The sequence below is a fragment of the Streptomyces sp. NPDC054796 genome, assembly GCF_053611545.1.
In genome coordinates this window covers 121,830-140,063 of the sequence record NZ_JBSHAO010000008.1, presented here as the reverse complement: position 1 = coordinate 140,063, position 18,234 = coordinate 121,830, and the positions used below count along the sequence as shown (strand labels likewise).

Genomic DNA, 18,234 nt, shown 5'->3' with positions numbered 1-18,234 from the left:
TCGCTCCTGGCCGGGGCTCAGAACTCGGCGGTGTCCAGCTCGAAGCCGAGGGGCTCGGGAAGCGCGATCTTCTTGGAGAACTTCGCCTGGACCCGCCGCGTGTACTCCTCACCCTTCGGCTCACTGTGCACGACCACCTCGTCGGCCTCGCGGTCGATCAGGAGATAGACGGGGATACCGGCGCGCGCGTACCCGCGCAACTTGGGCCCACGGTCGATGTCCCCCGTGGAGCGGGACGTCACCTCACCCACGAGCAGCACCGGCGACGGATCGTGGAACTCCTGCGCGTCGCTGAAACAGCCCTTGGGGGCGACGACCAGATCTGGGATGATCTTGCCGGTCGGAGAAGCGCCGGGGATGAGCAGCCCGAGCCCCGTGTACCGGCCGAACTCCTTGTGATGGTCACGCACCTGCCCCGTGACCTCGGAAACGATTTCTTCATGCTCGCCATTGGCGGGTGGCACCACGTGAATCTCCCCTTCGACCAGTTCCACGCGCCACCCATCCGGTGCTGCCGCGTCAAACGCTTCGAAGGCGTCCTCCACCGACGGCACCTTGCTGCCGTCGATGACCGCGTCGGACTCACGCTCGCCACACTCGGGGGCTGACAGTGCCACGGTGGACCTCCTTCGTCACGGAGCGACGCTTCCAGGCTAGCGGGGCGGGTGCGGTCGTATCGGCGTACGACTCCCTCGAACGTGTGTCAGGAAACCTTTCCGCAGCTCAGCGCCCCGCCGCCCGTGCTAGCAGCCCACGGCGACGCGCACCCCGCGTCACCCCCGCGCCCCGTACACCCGCTCGGGCTCCGGCGACTTCGCGACGAGGCCGCGTACCGCCGTGTCCAGTTCCGCCGGGTCCCAGCGGGCGCCCTTGTCCGCCTGGGCCGCGCGGCGCCAGCCGTCCATGAGGGTGACCCGGCCCGCCTCGGCCTCGAAGACGCGGCCCGTGATGCCGTGCGAGGCGGCGGAGCCGAGGTAGACGACGAGGGGCGAGACGTTCGACGGGTCCATGGCGTCGAAGCCGTCGTCGGGGGCCGCCATGCCCTCGGCGAAGGTGCGCTCGGTCATCCGGGTCCTGGCGGCCGGGGCGAGCGCGTTGACCTGCACCCCGTACGGCGCGAACTCCTCCGCCGCGACCAGCGTGAGCGCCGCGATGCCCGCCTTGGCCGCGCTGTAGTTGCCCTGCCCCACGCTGCCCGCGAGCCCGGCGCCCGAGCTGGTGTTGACGACGCGTGCCTCGGGGACGCGGCCCGCCTTCGCCTCCGCACGCCAGTGGGCCGCCGCGTGCTTCATCGGCAGGAAGTGCCCCTTGAGATGGACGCGGATGACCGCGTCCCAGTCGTCCTCGTCAAGGTTGACGAGCATGCGGTCGCGCAGGAATCCCGCGTTGTTGACGAGGGTGTCCAGGCGCCCGAAGCGGTCGAGGGCCGTGCGGACGAGGTGTGCGGCGCCCTCGCTCGTGGCGATGTCGTCCGTCGAGACGGCCGCCTCGCCGCCCAGCGCGCATATCTCCTCGGCGACCAGGGCTGCGGGGGCGTCGTCCGCTTCGGCCGAGCCGTCGAGGCCGACGCCGAGGTCGTTGACGACGACGCGGGCGCCCGCGCGCGCGAAGGCCAGCGCGTGCGCCCTGCCGAGCCCGCGGCCAGCCCCGGTGACGACGACGACCCGTCCCTCGGCGATACGGGGGCCGCCGGGGACGGGGGATTCTGACGGTGTGGCGGACATGGGCTCTCCTTCGCATCGGTCGCGCGGTCAGGGCCTGTTGACGTTCGCGGCGTCGAGGAACGCGGGCCGCTCCCCTCCCCCGTGCACGGCGAGGGACGCGCCGGTGATGTAGCGGGCGCTGGGCGAGGACAGGAAGACGCAGGCGTCGCCGACCTCCTCCGGGTCAGCGAGCCGCCCCAGCGGCACGGTGCGCGCGACCGCGTCGACGCCGTCCTCGTCCCCGTAGTGCAGATGCGTCAGCTCGGTGCGGACCATGCCGAGGACGAGGGTGTTGACCCGTACGCCGTCACCGGCCCACTCCACGGCCAGCGAACGCGCGAGGTTGTCGAGGCCCGCCTTGGCCGCTCCGTAGGCCGCCGTGCCCGGTGAGGGGCGGGTGCCGCTGACGCTGCCCACCATCACGATCGAGCCGCCGCCCTCCTGGGCGCGCATCACGGCGTGCGCGGCGCGGGAGAGGTGGAGCGGCGCGAGGAGGTTCAGCTCGATGACCCGCGCGTGCTGGGCCGCCGCTCCCTCGGCGGCGTAGCGGAAGGGCGTGCCGCCCGCGTTGTTGACGAGGACGTCGAGCGATCCGTGCTCGCGGGCGATACGGGCGCACAGTTCCTCGGCGGCGGCGGGATCGCGTACGTCGAGGGGGAGGTAGCGCGCGCTGCGGACGCCCTCGGCGTCGCCGGAACTGGAACCCTCCCCGTCGCCGGAATCCTGCCCGGCCCGCACGCTGACCGCGCTGTCCGGCGCCCTGCGTCCGCACACCACGACATCCGCGCCGGAGCGCAGGAGCGCCCGCGCGATGCCCGCGCCGACCCCTCGTGTGCCGCCCGTGACGAGCGCGACCGTCATCCTCCGGCTCCCTTCCCGCCGTCCGCCGAGCTGTCCGCTTCCCCGGTGAGGGGGCCGCTGCTATGGTCCGCCAAACAAACGTTAGGTGGAAAGGTAGCTGATCCAGCCATGGGTGTCTCCACCTCCCGCCCGGAAGGGCACGACGGGGTCGCCGTCGTCACCGTCGACTTCCCACCCGTCAACGCGCTGCCCGTCAGCGGCTGGTACGAGCTGGCCGACGCGCTGCGCGCCGCGGGCCGCGACGCGCGCCACCGCGCCGTCGTCCTCACCGCCACCGGGCGGGGCTTCAACGCGGGCGTCGACATCAAGGAGATGCAGCGCACGCGGGGCCACGCGGCGCTCATCGGCGCCAACCGCGGCTGCTACGAGGCGTTCGCCGCCGTCTACGAGTGCGCGGTGCCCGTCATCGCCGCCGTGCACGGGCACTGCCTGGGCGGCGGCATCGGCCTGGTGGGCAACGCGGACGCCGTCGTCGCCACCGAGGACGCCACCTTCGGGCTGCCCGAGCTGGACCGGGGTGCGCTCGGCGCGGCGACGCATCTGTCGCGGCTCGTCCCCGGCCATCTGATGCGGGCGCTGTACTACACGGGGCGCACCGTCGGGGCGCGCGAGCTGGAGCGGTACGGCTCGGTGTGGGCCGTCGCGCCCGACCGGGAGCGGCTGCTGGCGGCGGCGCTGGAGCTGGCGGACGCGATCGCCGCCAAGGACGGCTATCTCCTGCGCCTCGCGAAGGAGGCCCTCAACGGCATCGACCCCGTGGACGTGCGCCGCAGCTACCGCTTCGAGCAGGGCTTCACCTTCGAGGCCAACCTCGAAGGCGTCTCCGACGCGCACCGCGACGCCTTCGTCTCCCGCGAGCCCCGCGAGTCCCGCGAGTCCCGAAACTCCCACTCCCACGAGGGGAAGTGACGCGATGACCACCGGCCACCACACGCACACAGGCACCGGAGCGGACGGTTCCGGCAGCCGCCCCGGCCGCCCTGCCGACAAGGTCCTCACCGCCGACGAGGTCGCGGCCCGCGTCGAGTCCGGCATGACCGTCGGCATCGGCGGCTGGGGCTCGCGCCGCAAGCCGATGGCGCTGGTACGGGCCCTGCTGCGCGGCGGCGCGAAGGACCTCACGCTGGTGAGCTGCGGCGGCCCCGACGTCGGGCTGCTGGCCGCCGCCGGACGGCTGCGCAGGCTCGTCGCACCGTTCGTCACCCTCGACTCGGTGCCCCTCGAACCCCACTTCCGAGCGGCGCGCGAGTCGGGCGCCCTCGACTTCGAGGAGTGGGACGAGGCGATGTTCCTGTCGGGGCTGACGGCCGCGGCGCAGCGGCTGCCCTTCCTGCCCGTACGCGCGGGCCTCGGCGCCGACCTGCTGCGCCGGAGCCCCCGGCTGCGCACCGTCACCTCGCCGTACGAGGACGGCGAGGAGCTGCTGGCGGCGCCCGCGCTGACGATGGACGTGGCCCTGGTGCACGTCAACCGCGCCGACCCGCGCGGGAACGGCCAGTACCTGGGCCCTGACCCGTACTTCGACGACCTGTACTCGGAGGCGGCCACCCACACCTACGTCTCCTGCGAGGAGATCACGGACCGCCTCGAAGGCCCGCCCCAGACGCTGCTGCTCCAGCGCCAGAACGTGTCCGGGGTCGTACGGGCACCCGGCGGCGCCCACTTCACGGGGTGCGCGCCCGACTACGGCCGCGACGAGGCGTTCCAGCGCGCCTACGCGAAGGCGGCGGCGGACCCGGAGGCGTGGCGGGAGTTCACGGAGCGCTTCCTCTCGGGCGACGAGACGGAGTACCGGCACGCGGTCGACGCCTTCGCGGCGGAGCAAGGCCGCGCCGCACACGAGACCGCACACCAGGGGGAGCGCAAGTGAAGAGGACCGCGACACCGCACACGTCGGACCCGCACACGTCGGCCCCGGACAGCGCTGTCCCCGGGGTCACCCGCGCCGAGCACTGCGTCATCGCCTGCGCCGAGGCGTGGCGCGGCGACGGCGAGATCCTGGCGGCCCCCATGGGCACCGTCCCCCGCATCGCGGCGCGGCTGGCCCGCCGTACGTTCGCGCCTGAGCTGCTGCTGACGGACGGCGAGGCCCTATTGACCCGCGAGGGCCCGGACTCGACGGCCCAGGACCACGGCCCGGACTCGGCCCCGGACACCGTCGAGGGCTGGCTGCCGTACCGCAAGCACCTCACGCTCACCGCGGGCGGGAAGCGGCACGTGATGATGGGCGCGAGCCAGCTCGACCAGTACGGCAACCAGAACATCTCCGCCATCGGCGACCCGCACCGCCCCAGGCGCCAGCTCCTCGGCGCACGCGGCGCCCCGGTCAACACCCTCAACAACCCGGTCTCGTACTGGATACCGCGCCACTCCCCCCGCGTCCTCGTCCCGCGCGTGGACGTCGTCAGCGGGGTCGGCTACGACCGCGCGGCCGAGGCGGGTCCCTCCGCCACCCGCTTTCACGAGCTGCGCCGGGTGGTCACGGACCTGGCCGTGCTCGACTTCGCGACGCCGGACCACCGGATGCGGCTGGTGAGCGTCCACCCGGGGGTGACGGTGGAGGAGGTACGGGAGCGCACGGGCTTCGGCCTCGCCCTCCCCGAACCCGGCTCCGGCGGTCCGCGGGCGGGCGAGGTGCCGTACACCCGTGACCCCACGCCCGAGGAGCTGCGCCTGATCCGCGAGGTGATCGACCCGCACGCCGCACGCGAGCGCGAGGTCTCCCCATGACGCCCCCGCCCCCGTCACCGCCCACGCCTCCGTCACCGCCCACGCCGGGCGCGGGCCCGCTCCGTACGCCGCTCACCGAACTGACCGGCGTGCGCCACCCCCTCGTCCAGACCGGCATGGGCTGGGTCGCGGGCCCCCGGCTCGTCTCGGCGACGGCCGACGCGGGCGCCCTCGGCATCCTCGCCTCCGCCACCATGACGCTCCCCCAGCTCCGCGACGCGATCACGGAGGTACGCGCGCGCACGGACGGGGCGTCCTTCGGCGTCAACCTGCGCGCCGACGCCTCGGACGCCGCAGACCGCGTACGGCTGCTCATCGACGAGGGCGTACGCGTCGCCTCCTTCGCGCTCGCGCCCTCGCCCGAGCTGATCGCCCGGCTCAAGGAGGCCGGTGTCGTGGTCATCCCGTCCGTCGGCGCGGTGCGGCACGCGCGCAAGGTCGAGTCGTGGGGCGCGGACGCCGTGCTGGTGCAGGGCGGCGAGGGCGGCGGCCACACCGGGCAGGTCGCCACGACCGTGCTGCTCCCCCAGGTCGTGGACGCCGTCGGCATACCCGTCATCGGCGCGGGCGGCTTCTTCGACGGGCGCGGACTCGCCGCGGCGCTCTCCTACGGCGCGGCCGGCACGGCCATGGGCACCCGCTTCCTGCTGACGGCGGAGTCGACGGTGCCCGACGCCGTCAAGCGGCGCTACCTCGAAGCGGCCGTCACCGATGTCACCGTCACCACCCGCGTGGACGGGCTCCCGCACCGGATGCTGCGCAGCGAGATGGTCGCGGCGCTGGAGTCCTCGGGCCGCGCCGCCTCGCTCCTGCGGGCGCTGCGGCACGCCGCCGCGTTCCGGCGGCTGACGGGGCTGTCCTGGCGCCGCATGCTGCGGGACGGGCGCGCCCTGCGCCACGGCAAGGACCTCTCCCTCAGCCAGACGCTGCTCGCGGCGAACACGCCGATGCTGCTGAAGGCGGCCATGGTGGACGGCCGAACGGACGCCGGGGTCATGGCCTCTGGCCAGGTCGCCGGGGTCATCGGGGACCTGCCGACGTGCCGCGAGCTGGTGGACTCCACCGTCGCCGAGGCCGTGACCGTCCTGACGTCGCTGGCGCGCACCGCGGTGGTGACAGAGGAACAGTGGACGGAGGAGGAACGGGAGGGCGCGGGGCCCTGCTCACCGTGACGTGAGGGGCCCGGCCCGACGCTCAGACCGTGAGCACGACCTTCCCGAAGAGGTCGCCCTCGGCCATCTTCGCGAAGCCCTCGCGTGCCCGGTCGAGCGGCAGCGTCGAGTCGATCACGGGGCGCACACCCTTGGCGGCGCAGAAGCTCAGCAGGGAGGCCAGCTCCTCCTTGGTGCCCATGGTCGAGCCGACGACGCGCAGTTCCAGGAAGAAGATCCGGTTCAGCTCGGCAGCGGGCGGGTTGGGGCCGCTGGTGGCGCCCGAGATGACCAGGGTGCCGCCCGGCCGCAGCGACTTCACCGAGTGCGACCACGTCGCCGCGCCCACCGTCTCCAGCACCGCGTCCACGCGGTGCGGCAGCCGCGCGCCGCTCTCCAGCGCCCCCTCGGCGCCCAGTTCCACGGCCCGCTCGCGCTTGGCCGCGTCGCGGCTGGTGGCGAAGACCCGCAGCCCCGCGGCCGCGCCGAGCACGATCGCGGCTGTGGCGACGCCGCCGCCCGCGCCCTGTACCAGGACGCTGTCGCCCGGCCGTACGTTCGCGTTGGTGAAGAGCATCCGGTAGGCGGTGAGCCAGGCCGTGGGCAGGCAGGCCGCCTCCTCGAAGGACAGCTCCTGCGGCTTCGGCACGACGTTCCACCGGGGCACGGCCACCCGCTCGGCGAAGGTGCCCTGGTACTTCTCGGTGAGGATCGACCGGGGCTCGTCCGGGCCCACGCCGTGGCCGCTCTGGCCGATGACGGAGTGCAGGACGACCTCGTTGCCCTCGGCGTCCACGCCCGCCGCGTCGCAGCCGAGGATCATCGGCAGGGACTTCTCGCTCAGCCCCACCCCTCGCAGCGACCACAGGTCGTGGTGGTTGAGCGACGCGGCCTTCACGTCGACCGTCGTCCACCCCTCGGGGGCCGTGGGCTCGGGGCGGTCACCCAACTCCAGCCCGTTGAGCGGCTGGTCCTTGTCGATGCGCGCGGCGTAGGCAGCAAACATGATCCGACGCTACGCCCGAGTAGCCCGGTCGTTGAAGACCCCGCTCCGCGAAGCGACGGATGTCACGGGGACGGACCGGCCCGAGGGCGGACCGGTCCAAGGACGGACCGGCCCGCCTCCGTCGGCTACAGCACCTTCGACAGGAACGCCTGCGTCCGCTCGTGCTGCGGGTTCGTCAGGACGTCCCGGGGGTTGCCCGACTCGACGACCACGCCGTCGTCCATGAAGACCAGCGAGTCGCCGACCTCCCGCGCGAACCCCATCTCATGGGTGACCACGATCATCGTCATGCCGTCCTCGGCGAGCCCGCGCATGACGTCCAGTACCTCACCGACCAGCTCCGGGTCGAGCGCGGAGGTCGGCTCGTCGAAGAGCATCAGCTTCGGCTCCATCGCCAGCGCGCGGGCGATGGCGACGCGCTGCTGCTGGCCGCCCGAGAGCTGCGACGGGTAGTTCTCGGCCTTGTCCGAGAGCCCCACCCGGTCCAGCAGCGCCCGCGCCCGCTCCCGTGCCACGGCCCGCGACTCGCGCTTGACCTGGACCGGCGCCTCCATCACGTTCTCCAGCGCGGTCATGTGCGGGAAGAGGTTGAAGCGCTGGAAGACCATGCCGATGTCGCGGCGCTGGGCCGCGACCTCGCGGTCGCGCAGCTCGTAGAGCTTTCCGCCGCGCTCGTGGTAGCCCACCAGCGTGCCGTCGACGTACAGCCGCCCGGCGTTGATCTTCTCCAGGTGGTTGATGCACCGCAGGAAGGTGGACTTGCCCGAGCCCGAGGGGCCGACGAGGCAGAACACCTCGCGCGGCGCGACCTCCAGGTCGATGCCCTTGAGGACCTCGACGTGGCCGAAGGACTTGTGCACGGCCTCGGCCTTCACCATTGCCGTCGCCGTCATGCCTTGGCCCCCGATCCCGAACCCGAACCCGTGCCGCGCGAGAACGTGAACACGTTCTGCTTGACCTTCTGCCACGGCGTCGCGGGCAACTGCCGCCTGCTGCCGCGCGCGTAGTACCGCTCCAGATAGAACTGGCCGATGCTGAACACCGTCGTGATGGCGAGGTACCAGATGGTCGCCACCAGCAGCATCTCGACGACCGCGCCCGCGTTGTTGCCGATGTTCTGGGCCTTGCGGAGCGTCTCCTCGAACATCACGACGGCGCAGAGCGAGGACGTCTTCAGCAGGTTGATGAACTCGTTGCCCGTCGGCGGCACGATGACCCGCATCGCCTGGGGCAGCACGATGCGGCGCATCGTCTTCGCGTTGCTCATGCCCAGCGCCTGCGACGCCTCGGCCTGGCCCTCGTCCACGGACTCGATGCCCGCGCGGCAGATCTCCGCCATGTACGCCGCCTCGTTCAGGCCGAGCCCCAGCAGGGCGGCCATGAACGGCGTCATCACGTCCGTCATCTCGTCCTTGTAGACCGGACCGAGATTGAGCATCGGGAAGATGAGCGCCAGGTTGAACCACAGCAGCAACTGCACATAGACGGGCGTGCCGCGGAAGAACCAGATGTAGCCCCAGGCCACGCTGGAGGTGACCGGGTTCTTCGACATCCGCATCACGGCGAGCACGATGCCGAGCACCAGGCCCATGATCATGGCCAGCACGCTGACCACGAGGGTGTTCTTGACGCCTTCGAGGATCTCGTCGTCGAAGAAGAAGTCCCCGACCGCGCCCCATTCGAGGTCCGCGGTCGCGAAGGCGTTGACGAGCAGCGCGAGCAGCGCGAGCACGATGACGGCCGACACGTAGCGGCCGTAGTGCCGCACGGGGATGGCCCTGATGGCCTCGGGCGCGGTGCGCGCCGGCGGCGTACCGCCGCCGGGCGCCGCGTCCCCGGAGCCCCCGGAGTCCTTGGAAACAGCCACGGGAATTGCCTTTCAGCTTCCGTCCGTACGGTCCGGTCAGGAGCCGGCGTTGATCTTCGCCGAGTCGACCCCGCCGTCCTCGACGCCCCACTTCTTGAGCGCCTTGTCGTACGAGCCGTCCTTGATGACCGCGTCCAGGGCCGCCTTGAGGGCGTCCCGCAGCTCGGTGTTGGTCTTGCTCACGGCCATGCCGTAGGGCGCGGACTCCATCTGCTCGCCGACGACCTCGAAGTCCTTGCCCGCCTTGGCCGCGTTGGCGGCGACGGGGAAGTCCGAGACGTCCGCGACGACGCCGCCCGCCTTCAGCCGGACGCGGGCCTCGTCGTCGGTGTCGAAGGGCTCGATGGAGATGGCCTTCTCGCCGTCCTTCTCGCACTTCTCGGTCTGCTTCTTGAGGATCTCGTGCGAGGTGGTGCCGCGCTGGGTGGCGACCTTCTGGCCGCACATCTGCTCCACGGAGTCGATCTTCTCCGGGTTGCCCTTCTTGACCAGGATCGAGGAGCCGGCGGTCAGGTAGTCGACGAAGTCGACGCCCTTGCCCGCCTTCTTGCCCTTGTCGTCCAGGCCCTCCTGGCGGTCCTTGGTGTCCGTCATCGCCGACATGATCATGTCGAAGCGGCCGGTCTGCATCGAGGTGATGAGGCCGTCGAAGGTGCCGTTGGTGAACTCGAAGCGCACGCCCAGCTTCTTGCCCATCGCCTCCGCGATGTCCGGGTCGAGGCCGACGATCTTCTGCCCGTCCTTGTACTCCATGGGCTTGTACGCGGCGTCCGTGCCGACCTTGATGACGCCCTCGTCCTGGATCTTCTTCGGCAGCTTGTCGAAGAGCGGAGCGTCGCTCGTGGCGCCCCCGCCCTCACCCCCGCCGTCGGTCTGGTCGCCGCAACCGGCCAGCAGCAGTGCGCCGGTGACCGCGATGGCTCCGGCCGCGAGTATCCGGCCCCGGGAAGCGGCCGTGCGACGGGGGGTGCTTGCGGTCATGCTGGATCCTCCTGCTGGATGAGGCAGTAGCGATCGGTCGGGCACACACCTTCGGGTGTCGCGACCGCGTATGGGTGGGGGCATCTTGCCATCCGGACATGCGGATGCAGGGTGCCATCGATGTCAAAATCGGATAACGGAGGTCCGGTTCCGATTACTGGGCAGCCCCGGGGCGCGTACTGGGCAGCACTCAAGCACCCAAAGCGCTCCGGAACGGGACGCTCTGAGACATACGTCACGCCGGGCAGGTCTCACTGTGTGGACATCTTGCCGCCCACGCAGCGCTTTGTCGTCATTACGCCCCCTTGACACGGGGCCGGGGAACAAGCGGGTCGTCCCGAGCGGGCCTCGTCGGGTAGAAAGGTCGATTACACCCCTCACCCGGGGACCAGGGCGCGTGTGCGGCGCGCCCGGCGTCCGCACCTCCCCCCGGACGGCGGCCCATCCGCCGCTCGGGAAGCGGACGTGGTGCCCGCCCGTTCCTCAACCAGGGAGCGGTCACCCTCACCAGATTCGACAAAGGGGTTCGACAAGTGGCAGCGGAGATCGTCAATTCGAAGGACGGGCTGGGCGAAGACGTCATCGATCCGGCCTTCGCCCTGCACCGCGGCGGCAAGATGGCGGTGCAGGCAACGGTGCCCGTGCGGAACGCGGACGATTTGTCCCTCGCGTACACGCCGGGCGTCGCCAAGGTGTGCAGCGCCATCGCCGACCAGCCCGAGCTGGTCGACGACTACACCTGGAAGTCCCAGGTGGTCGCCGTCGTGACCGATGGCAGCGCGGTGCTGGGCCTGGGCGACATCGGGCCGGAAGCATCGCTTCCGGTGATGGAGGGCAAGGCCATCCTCTTCAAGCAGTTCGGCGGCGTGGACGCGGTCCCGATCGCCCTGGACTGCCGGGAGACCGACGAGATCGTGGAGACCGTCGCCCGGCTCGCGCCGTCGTTCGGCGGCGTCAACCTGGAGGACATCTCGGCACCCCGGTGCTTCGAGATCGAGGCCAGGCTCAAGGAGCGGCTCGACGTCCCGGTCTTCCACGACGACCAGCACGGCACGGCCATCGTCACGCTCGCGGCGCTGCGCAACGCGGCGAAGCTGAGCGGGCGCGGGCTCGGCGAGCTGCGCGCGGTCATCTCGGGCGCGGGCGCGGCCGGTGTCGCCATCGCCAAGATCCTCGTCGAGGCGGGCATCGGCGACGTCACGGTCTGCGACCGCAAGGGCGTCGTCACCGCCGCGCGCGAGGACCTGACGGACATCAAGCGGGAGCTGGCGGGCTTCACCAACAAGGCGGGCCTCTCCGGCTCGCTGGAGGACGCGATGGACGGCGCCGACGTCTTCATCGGCGTCAGCGGCGGCACCGTGCCGGAGCCCGCGGTGGCGCGCATGGCCGAGGGCGCGTTCATCTTCGCCATGGCCAACCCGAACCCGGAGATCCACCCGGACGTGGCGAAGAAGTACGCCTCGGTCGTGGCCACCGGGCGCAGCGACTACCCGAACCAGATCAACAACGTCCTCGCCTTCCCCGGCGTCTTCGCCGGCGCGCTCCAGGTGCGGGCGACGGACATCACCGAGGGCATGAAGCTCGCGGCGGCCGAGGCCCTGGCGGCCGTGGTCGCGGACGAGCTGTCGGCCGACAAGGTCATCCCCTCGCCGTTCGACGAGCGCGTCGCACCCGCGGTCACCTCGGCGGTCGCCGCCGCGGCCCGCGCGGAGGGCATCGCACGGCGCTGACGCTGATGACGGCGTGACGGTGGCAGACCAAAAGGGCGGTACGGGCCGGGTGTCCCGTACCGCCCTTTTGGCGTGCGCGTGCGCGTGCGCAGGTGAGGTGCAGGCGGGTGCGGGCACAGGGCGCGCGTGACGTGCGCCGGAGCGCGCCTTCCCGCCCCGGCCACCGCTGGTTCACCAGGTGCTGCTGGGATGTCGCCCGTGGCGCGAGGGCGCCACTCGTTCAGACAAGTTCACATAACTGGAGGCGTCATCTCAGTGAACCTCGTGGTCAACGGCGATGCTGAACACGGTCCCGGCGGCACGGCGGAGCCCGTCCGCTCCGTCGAGGGATGGGAGGTGACGCAGGGCGCGCCGGCCCTCGTCGGATACGGGACGGCCGAGGGGTACCCCACGCCGCGGGATCCGGGCCCGCCCCGTCGCGGCAGCCGCTTCTTCTCGGGCGGGAACTCGCCCCGCACCGCCCTCGTCCAGGACGTCAGGCTCCCCGCGCACGGCTCCACTGGCCGCGCGGCCGTGGACGCGGGCCGGGTCCGTTTCCGCGCGGGCGCCTGGCTCGGCGGATACGCGGGGCAGGGCGACGGCGCACGCCTGTCCGTCGAGTTCCGCGACGCGAAGGGCACGCCCCTCGCCCTCGCCGTCCTCGGCCCCGTCACCCCGGAGGAGCGGGACGGGCGCACCGGGCTCGTCGAGCGCACGGCGGAGGCCGCGCTGCCGCCCGGCGCGCGTACGGCGCGGCTCCAGCTCGTCCTCACCCGCAGCGGCGGCGGCACGTCCAACGACGGCTACGCCGACGCCCTCTCCCTCACCCTCGTCCCCGCTCCCGCCCACGCCGGAGGCCGTTCGTGAAGCTGAACCGACGCGATGTGCTCAGGGCCGCCGGAGCGGCGGGAGCGCTCAACCTCGTCTGGCCGCTGAGCGTCGGACTCTCCCCCGCACAGGCCAAGGAGGCCGCCCAGGAGCTGGGCGCGTCCTACGATCCCGCGCCGTTCACCCTCGGCGTCGCCTCCGGCGATCCGCTGCCCACCAGCGTCGTGCTGTGGACGCGGCTGGCGCCCGAGCCGTTCGCCGCCGAGGCGGACGAGCAGGGGCTGCCCGAGGTGGTCGAGGTGGACTGGGTCGTCGCGGAGGACCGCGCGCTGAGACGGGTGGTGGCGCGGGGCACGGTGCCCGCTTCCGCGACGCTCGGCCACAGCGTCCACGTGCCGGTGGGCGGCCTGCGCCCCGGACGCCACTACTGGTACGCGTTCACCGCGCGCGGCAGAACCAGCCGGGTGGGCCGCACGAAGACGGCGCCCCTGGGCACGGCGGCGCGCGTGCGCTTCGCCGGCGCCAACTGCCAGGCGTTCCACGACGGCTACTACGCGGCGTTCCGCGGTATCGCCCGCGAGGAGCTGGACTTCGTGGTCCACCTGGGCGACTACATCTACGAGCACGGCCCCGTCGGCGGCGATCACGTCCGCGACCACGACAGCCCCGAGGTCTTCACCCTCGCCGACTACCGCAGGCGCTACGCGCTCTACAAGGGCGACCCGTCCCTGCGCGCGGCCCACGCGGCGCACCCCTGGTATCTGACCTGGGACGATCACGAGGTCGTCAACGACTACAGCGGCACCGGCGGCGACGCGGCCTTCCAGCGGCGCAGGGACGCGGCGTACCAGGCGTGGTACGAGCACCAGCCGCACCGCGACGAGGGCACCTCGGCACTCCCTGACCCGGTGATCCACCGGCGCAGGCTCTACGGCAACCTCGTCGACCTCACCGTCCTCGACCTGCGCTCCTACCGCTCGGCGCAGAACCTGCCCGACGGGACGATCCTGGGCGACGCGCAGAAGCGGTGGCTGAAGCGGGGCATCGACGAGGCGCCGGACGCCTGGCACTGCTGGGTGAACTCGATCATGCTGAGCCAGTTGCGGGGCAGGCCGGGCGGCGACTTCATGTTCACCGACCAGTGGGACGGCTTCCTCACCGAGCGGAAAGAGGTCCTGACCCACGCGCACGAAGCGGGCCTGGAGGACCTCGTCGTCATCACGGGCGACTGGCACTCCGCCTTCGTGGACGACGTGCGCCCGGACTTCGACGACGCGGACTCCCCCGTCATCGGTACGGAGTTCACGGCGCACTCGGTCAGCTCCGCCGCCTACGACGAGGAGTGGAACAAGGCGAACGGCCCCCTGATGGGCCGGGCCAATCCGCATCTCGCCTACTTCGACGGCGGACACAACGGCTACGCGGTCTACGACGTGACGGCGCGGCGCTGGTCGACGGCGATGCGCGTGGTCGGCTCGCTGACGGACCCCGCGTCCGCCGTCTCCACGCTGACGACCTTCCACGTGGACCGGGGCAAGGCGGGCACGTACGAGGACCCGTCGACGGACGGCTCCCCGGCCCACTACCGCCGCACGTAGCGGCATACGCAGCGGCGCGCGGCACGCGGCGCGGGGCGCCCACCTCCCACGGCACCCGGAGGAGGGCGCCCCGCGGCTGAGCACCCGGGGAGGCTCAGCGCAGGCCGAGGACCAGCCCGTCCTCCGGGGAGCACCACACCTGGCGGGCCTCGGCGAAACCGACGGACCGCAGCGCCTCGGCGTGCCAGGCCGCCGACTGGACCTCGCCGTGCACGTGGTCGCCCGCCGCTGGGTCGCCGAAGATGCGGTAGCGCTCGGCGACGACCCCGGACAGCTCCGGATCGGCCGCCATCTCCTGCCACCAGGCGATCCAGTCCTGGCTGCCGCCCTCCCGCTCGCGTTCGCGGCGGGCCTTGTCGAAGGCGTGGGCAGCCTCGTTGATGCGCGGGGTGGACTCGTCGGGCATGTGGTCGGCGTTCATGAAGACGCCGCCCTCGCGCAGGACGCCGCCGATCTGCCCGTACAGCGTGCGCAGCGGTTCCGTCTGGAGCCAGTGCAGGGCCGTTGCGGTGAGTACGGCGTCGTACGGGCCCTCGGGAAGCTTGTCCACCCAGGCCGGGTCGCCGAGGTCGGCCGTGACGAACTGGGCCCGGCGTTCCCCGGCGAAGTGGCCGCGCGCGATGGTGAGCAGGGCGGGGTCGAGGTCGACGCCTACGCTGCGGGCGCCGGGGAACCGCTTCAGGAGGCGGTCCGAGATACTGCCCGTACCGCAGGCGAGGTCGAGCACCCGGGGCTCGGGCCCGACGAGCGCCTCGACCATGTCGAGCATCACGCGGAACCGCTCCTCGCGGTCGGGGAGGTACCACTCCTGCTGGCGGTCCCAACTGTCCTGCCACGTCTGCCAGGTCCGGCCGTTCGCGTGTCCCGCGCTCTCGTCCGTACGTACCGACATGAACCCTCCTCGGCGTAATACCCTCAAACCATAGTCATCCATTACCTACCTTCACCGACCTTAGAACGCAGCCGTAAGGACCACAAGTGGAACTGAACTATTACTCGGACATGGCGGTGCGCCTGGTCAACACCGAGCGGCCCGAGCGCGGCGAGGACTCCCTCACCACGGTCGAGTCCGTGCGCGAGCTGTTCGGTCCGCTCCAGCAGATGGCCCGGCGCGCCACGGAGGCCGACGTGACCCGGCTGCGCGCCGTCCGCACCCGGCTGCGCGCGGTGTTCGGGGCCGCGTCGGAGGGTGACGAGGTACGCGCGGTCGACCTGCTCAACTCGCTGCTGATGGAGTTCCCGACGAGCCCGCAGATCTCGGGGCACGAGTTCCTGGACGAGGAGGGGCGCCCACGCTGGCACATGCACCTGGCCGACTACGCGCCCAACGCCACCGCCGGGTACGCCGCGACCGCCTGTATGGGCCTCGCCTTCCACCTCACCGACCTCGGCGTCGAGCGGCTGGGCGTCTGCCAGGCCGACCCCTGCCGCAACGCCTACCTGGACACGTCGACGAACCGCTCGCGCCGCTACTGCTCGGACCGCTGCGCGACCCGCGCCAACGTGGCCGCCTACCGCGCCCGGAAGCGCCTGGAGAGCGCGGCGGAGGCCGAACGCGCCCGTGTCCGCGACAGCGGGCGCACCCGTACCAGCGGACGCACGGCGCCCAGCACCCATCCGGCCACGGATGACACGTTGGGCTGAATCCCGCGCGGCGGACGCAGCCGCACCCACGCACGGGCGACGACCAGCTCGTCCGGAACGGCCCCGAACTCCCTGCTGTCGTTCCTGACGGCCGGGTTGTCCCCCATGACCCACCAGCCCCCGGCGCGGCGCTCGACCGCGCGCTTGACGATGAGCAGGTCGTGCTGGAAGGGGTGCCGCACGACCACGACGTCCCCCGCCCGTACGGCGTCGCCCCACTTGACGATGAGCTGGTCACCGGGGCGCAGCGTGGGCAGCATCGAGGGGTTGTAGACCTCCGCGAGCCCGATCCTCCGCAGCGGACCGGCCCCGCCCTGCCCAGGCTGGCCCTGCTCCCGCGCCCGCTCCGGCATGTCGCCCTCCGCCTCCGGTCCTTCCTCCGCCAGTCCCAGCACAAGACTGGACTTTTGTCCTAAGCCCATGGGGGCACACGCGAAAAGGCTTCCCCCACGGAGTAATCTCGCACGTGAGAAGACGATCACGAGGAAGGACGCTTTATGCTTTCCCGCCTGTTCGCCCCCAAGGTGCAGGTCAGCGCCCACTGCGACCTGCCGTGCGGCGTCTACGACCCGGCCCAGGCCCGTATCGAGGCCGAGTCGGTCAAGGCCGTCCAGGAGAAGTACCAGGCCAACGAGGACCCGCACTTCCGTGCGCGCGCCACCACCATCAAGGAGGAGCGCGCCGAGCTGGCCAAGCACCACGTCTCGGTCCTGTGGAGCGACTACTTCAAGCCGCCGCACTTCGAGAAGTACCCGGAGCTGCACCAGCTCGTCAACGACACCCTCAAGGCCCTCAGCGCGGCCAAGGGCTCGACCGACCCGGCCACGGGCCAGAAGGCGCTGGACTACATCGCCCAGATCGACAAGATCTTCTGGGAGACGAAGAAGGGCTGAGCCCTGCTGGGCACCCTGGCCCGCGGTCCCCGTGACCGCACGGCCCACATGTCCGCACCCGTCCCGCACGGCACCGTGTTCGGTGTCGTGACGGGACGGGTGCGGTCTGCGTTTCCGAGGAGGAGGACGAAGCGGGGCGAGACGGGGAGCCCGGAGCGGGCCCACGGTGTTCGTACGCTCTCGTACGGCCTCGTGCGACGGGACTCAGGGGCGGGCCTGGCCGCCGACGTCCTCGCAGTCGTAGCCGGTGACCCTGCTCGCCTGCACCTCCACCCGGGCGCACGCCCAGTCGTAGCCGTAGTACTCGACGACGATGTGGGTGGGCTCGCCCGGGTCCCCCTCGACGCGTGAGCAGCCCTCGCCGACCACGGTTCCCTTCTGCTCGCCGGGGGCCGCCTCGTCGCAGTCGTAATCGACGTCGGCGGCCCGCGCCAGGGGCGCCGTGTAGCCCCAGCCGGCCAGGGTGAGCACAGTCGCGGCGGCGACCGCGGCGGCGGCACGGCGTACGCGTCGTGGAGTCAGAGCAACGGATGACATGGTCAACTCCTCATTTTTTCTGACGGGTGACGAACGGCCGCCGGGCCCGGAGAGGCCGGGCCCGGAGAGGCCGGGCCCGGCGGCCGGACAGGTGTACTGCCCCCTCACTTCACCGACCGGGTGGTCGGTGTGAAGGGATGCTCGGGCCGCAGATACAGGGCCTTGCCGTAGCTGTCGTCCAGCCAGATCCTGTTGCGGTCCGTCTCACCCTCAAGGCTCGGATGGACGTAGCTCAGGGCCCGGCCCGACTCCGGGTTGACCGTGACCTTCACCCACTCGACGCACCAGGGCGGGTTGCTCCCGGCGGGCTCGAAGCGCAAGTAGACGGGGAAGTAGTCGAGATCGTCGGTGTCCAGCGGAGGCGTGCGGGGGTCGTTGTACTCGGGCTCCTCAAGGTTGTTGCCGTCGCCGAACCTGAAGTCCTGCTTGGCGCCCACGGTGAAGTCGGCGCCGGTGCTGTCGACCACGAACTCCCGTCCGCCGATGCCGAGATAGACCCAGGCGCCGGTATCAGCGCCTCCGACGTCCGCGGTGTGCACGTGAGCGAGGATCTGGGTGATGGGGGCCACTGGAGCCCTCCTTCGGGTGAACGTGCCGGTACCTCCGCGAGGCGGCCCGTGGCACGCGGAGGACCGGCCGTTCGCCGGCCCGGCGCGTGGAGGGCCGTACGCGACGGCGCTTGTCGACGGGGGCATGCCCCGCCGCTCCCGGGCCGTAGAGCGAATG

19 protein-coding genes and 1 pseudogene are annotated in these 18,234 nt (G+C 71.9%); 9 read left to right on the top strand and 11 right to left on the bottom strand.

Features of this window, described 5'->3' with window-relative positions:
- Window positions 1-17: 17 nt before the first annotated feature.
- From ACWGJ2_RS09570 to ACWGJ2_RS09560, 3 genes are all read right to left on the bottom strand, one after another.
- Window positions 18-569: a Uma2 family endonuclease gene (locus tag ACWGJ2_RS09570; protein ID WP_453345513.1), complete on the bottom strand. Its 552-nt coding sequence runs from the start codon at window positions 567-569 to the stop codon at window positions 18-20.
- 204 nt (window positions 570-773) lie between these two features.
- The gene (locus ACWGJ2_RS09565; RefSeq protein ID WP_453345437.1) at window positions 774-1,724 is read right to left on the bottom strand and encodes an SDR family oxidoreductase; all 951 of its coding nucleotides are present in this window, start codon (window positions 1,722-1,724) and stop codon (window positions 774-776) included.
- A gap of 27 nt (window positions 1,725-1,751) precedes the next feature.
- The gene (locus ACWGJ2_RS09560) at window positions 1,752-2,564 is read right to left on the bottom strand and encodes an SDR family oxidoreductase (RefSeq protein ID WP_453345436.1); all 813 of its coding nucleotides are present in this window, start codon (window positions 2,562-2,564) and stop codon (window positions 1,752-1,754) included.
- 108 nt (window positions 2,565-2,672) lie between these two features.
- Between ACWGJ2_RS09560 and ACWGJ2_RS09555 the strand changes: the two genes are divergently transcribed.
- The 4 genes from ACWGJ2_RS09555 to ACWGJ2_RS09540 all read left to right on the top strand — a co-directional run bounded on the left by ACWGJ2_RS09555 (window position 2,673) and on the right by ACWGJ2_RS09540 (window position 6,466).
- Window positions 2,673-3,473 carry an enoyl-CoA hydratase family protein gene (locus ACWGJ2_RS09555; protein ID WP_453345435.1) on the top strand — a complete coding sequence of 267 codons (801 nt, stop codon included), beginning with the start codon at window positions 2,673-2,675 and terminating at the stop codon, window positions 3,471-3,473.
- Window positions 3,474-3,477: 4 nt separating this feature from the next.
- Window positions 3,478-4,434: a CoA transferase subunit A gene (locus ACWGJ2_RS09550; protein ID WP_453345434.1), complete on the top strand. Its 957-nt coding sequence runs from the start codon at window positions 3,478-3,480 to the stop codon at window positions 4,432-4,434.
- 89 nt (window positions 4,435-4,523) lie between these two features.
- Window positions 4,524-5,294 carry a CoA-transferase subunit beta gene (locus ACWGJ2_RS09545; RefSeq protein ID WP_453345512.1) on the top strand — a complete coding sequence of 257 codons (771 nt, stop codon included), beginning with the start codon at window positions 4,524-4,526 and terminating at the stop codon, window positions 5,292-5,294.
- Window positions 5,291-6,466 carry an NAD(P)H-dependent flavin oxidoreductase gene (locus tag ACWGJ2_RS09540; protein WP_453345433.1) on the top strand — a complete coding sequence of 392 codons (1,176 nt, stop codon included), beginning with the start codon at window positions 5,291-5,293 and terminating at the stop codon, window positions 6,464-6,466. The genes ACWGJ2_RS09545 and ACWGJ2_RS09540 overlap by 4 nt, the downstream gene beginning before the upstream one ends.
- A 22-nt stretch (window positions 6,467-6,488) precedes the next feature.
- Here the strand turns inward: ACWGJ2_RS09540 and ACWGJ2_RS09535 are convergent, their stop codons facing one another.
- The 4 genes from ACWGJ2_RS09535 to ACWGJ2_RS09520 all read right to left on the bottom strand — a co-directional run bounded on the left by ACWGJ2_RS09535 (window position 6,489) and on the right by ACWGJ2_RS09520 (window position 10,299).
- On the bottom strand, window positions 6,489-7,451 hold the full coding sequence (locus ACWGJ2_RS09535; protein WP_453345432.1) for a zinc-binding dehydrogenase: 963 nt from the start codon (window positions 7,449-7,451) through the stop codon (window positions 6,489-6,491).
- A 125-nt stretch (window positions 7,452-7,576) separates the two neighbouring features.
- Window positions 7,577-8,344, bottom strand: coding sequence for an amino acid ABC transporter ATP-binding protein (locus tag ACWGJ2_RS09530; RefSeq protein ID WP_453345431.1), 768 nt, complete (start codon window positions 8,342-8,344; stop codon window positions 7,577-7,579).
- The gene (locus tag ACWGJ2_RS09525) at window positions 8,341-9,318 is read right to left on the bottom strand and encodes an amino acid ABC transporter permease (RefSeq protein ID WP_453345430.1); all 978 of its coding nucleotides are present in this window, start codon (window positions 9,316-9,318) and stop codon (window positions 8,341-8,343) included. The genes ACWGJ2_RS09530 and ACWGJ2_RS09525 overlap by 4 nt, the downstream gene beginning before the upstream one ends.
- Before the next feature lie 36 nt (window positions 9,319-9,354).
- Window positions 9,355-10,299 carry an ABC transporter substrate-binding protein gene (locus ACWGJ2_RS09520; RefSeq protein WP_453345429.1) on the bottom strand — a complete coding sequence of 315 codons (945 nt, stop codon included), beginning with the start codon at window positions 10,297-10,299 and terminating at the stop codon, window positions 9,355-9,357.
- A 533-nt stretch (window positions 10,300-10,832) separates the two neighbouring features.
- Here ACWGJ2_RS09520 and ACWGJ2_RS09515 point away from each other — a divergent pair.
- From ACWGJ2_RS09515 to ACWGJ2_RS09505, 3 genes are all read left to right on the top strand, one after another.
- A complete protein-coding gene (locus ACWGJ2_RS09515; RefSeq protein ID WP_453345428.1) occupies window positions 10,833-12,029 on the top strand; it encodes an NAD(P)-dependent malic enzyme in 1,197 nt (398 codons plus the stop codon).
- Window positions 12,030-12,284: 255 nt separating this feature from the next.
- Window positions 12,285-12,875, top strand: coding sequence for a phosphoesterase (locus ACWGJ2_RS09510; RefSeq protein WP_453345427.1), 591 nt, complete (start codon window positions 12,285-12,287; stop codon window positions 12,873-12,875).
- On the top strand, window positions 12,872-14,434 hold the full coding sequence (locus ACWGJ2_RS09505) for an alkaline phosphatase D family protein (RefSeq protein WP_453345426.1): 1,563 nt from the start codon (window positions 12,872-12,874) through the stop codon (window positions 14,432-14,434). The genes ACWGJ2_RS09510 and ACWGJ2_RS09505 overlap by 4 nt, the downstream gene beginning before the upstream one ends.
- A gap of 94 nt (window positions 14,435-14,528) precedes the next feature.
- Here the strand turns inward: ACWGJ2_RS09505 and ACWGJ2_RS09500 are convergent, their stop codons facing one another.
- Entirely contained in the window at window positions 14,529-15,326 is a 798-nt protein-coding gene (locus ACWGJ2_RS09500) for a class I SAM-dependent methyltransferase (protein ID WP_453345425.1), read from the bottom strand.
- Between the two features lie 86 nt (window positions 15,327-15,412).
- Here ACWGJ2_RS09500 and ACWGJ2_RS09495 point away from each other — a divergent pair, with 86 nt between their 5' ends.
- Window positions 15,413-16,078, top strand: a complete 666-nt coding sequence (locus tag ACWGJ2_RS09495; protein WP_453345424.1) for a CGNR zinc finger domain-containing protein — start codon at window positions 15,413-15,415, stop codon at window positions 16,076-16,078.
- 44 nt (window positions 16,079-16,122) lie between these two features.
- Here ACWGJ2_RS09495 and sodX read toward each other — a convergent pair.
- Window positions 16,123-16,431: pseudogene (gene sodX / locus ACWGJ2_RS09490) on the bottom strand (nickel-type superoxide dismutase maturation protease); the annotation flags it as partial.
- Window positions 16,432-16,575: 144 nt separating this feature from the next.
- Here sodX and sodN point away from each other — a divergent pair.
- Window positions 16,576-16,971 (top strand): superoxide dismutase, Ni, encoded by a 396-nt coding sequence (gene sodN, locus ACWGJ2_RS09485; RefSeq protein ID WP_020868495.1) that lies wholly within the window; start codon window positions 16,576-16,578, stop codon window positions 16,969-16,971.
- A gap of 204 nt (window positions 16,972-17,175) precedes the next feature.
- Here sodN and ACWGJ2_RS09480 read toward each other — a convergent pair whose 3' ends face one another.
- Both ACWGJ2_RS09480 and ACWGJ2_RS09475 read right to left on the bottom strand, forming a co-directional pair.
- Window positions 17,176-17,508, bottom strand: coding sequence for a hypothetical protein (locus tag ACWGJ2_RS09480; protein ID WP_453345423.1), 333 nt, complete (start codon window positions 17,506-17,508; stop codon window positions 17,176-17,178).
- Between the two features lie 104 nt (window positions 17,509-17,612).
- Window positions 17,613-18,077, bottom strand: coding sequence for a hypothetical protein (locus tag ACWGJ2_RS09475; protein ID WP_453345422.1), 465 nt, complete (start codon window positions 18,075-18,077; stop codon window positions 17,613-17,615).
- Window positions 18,078-18,234: the final 157 nt, after the last annotated feature.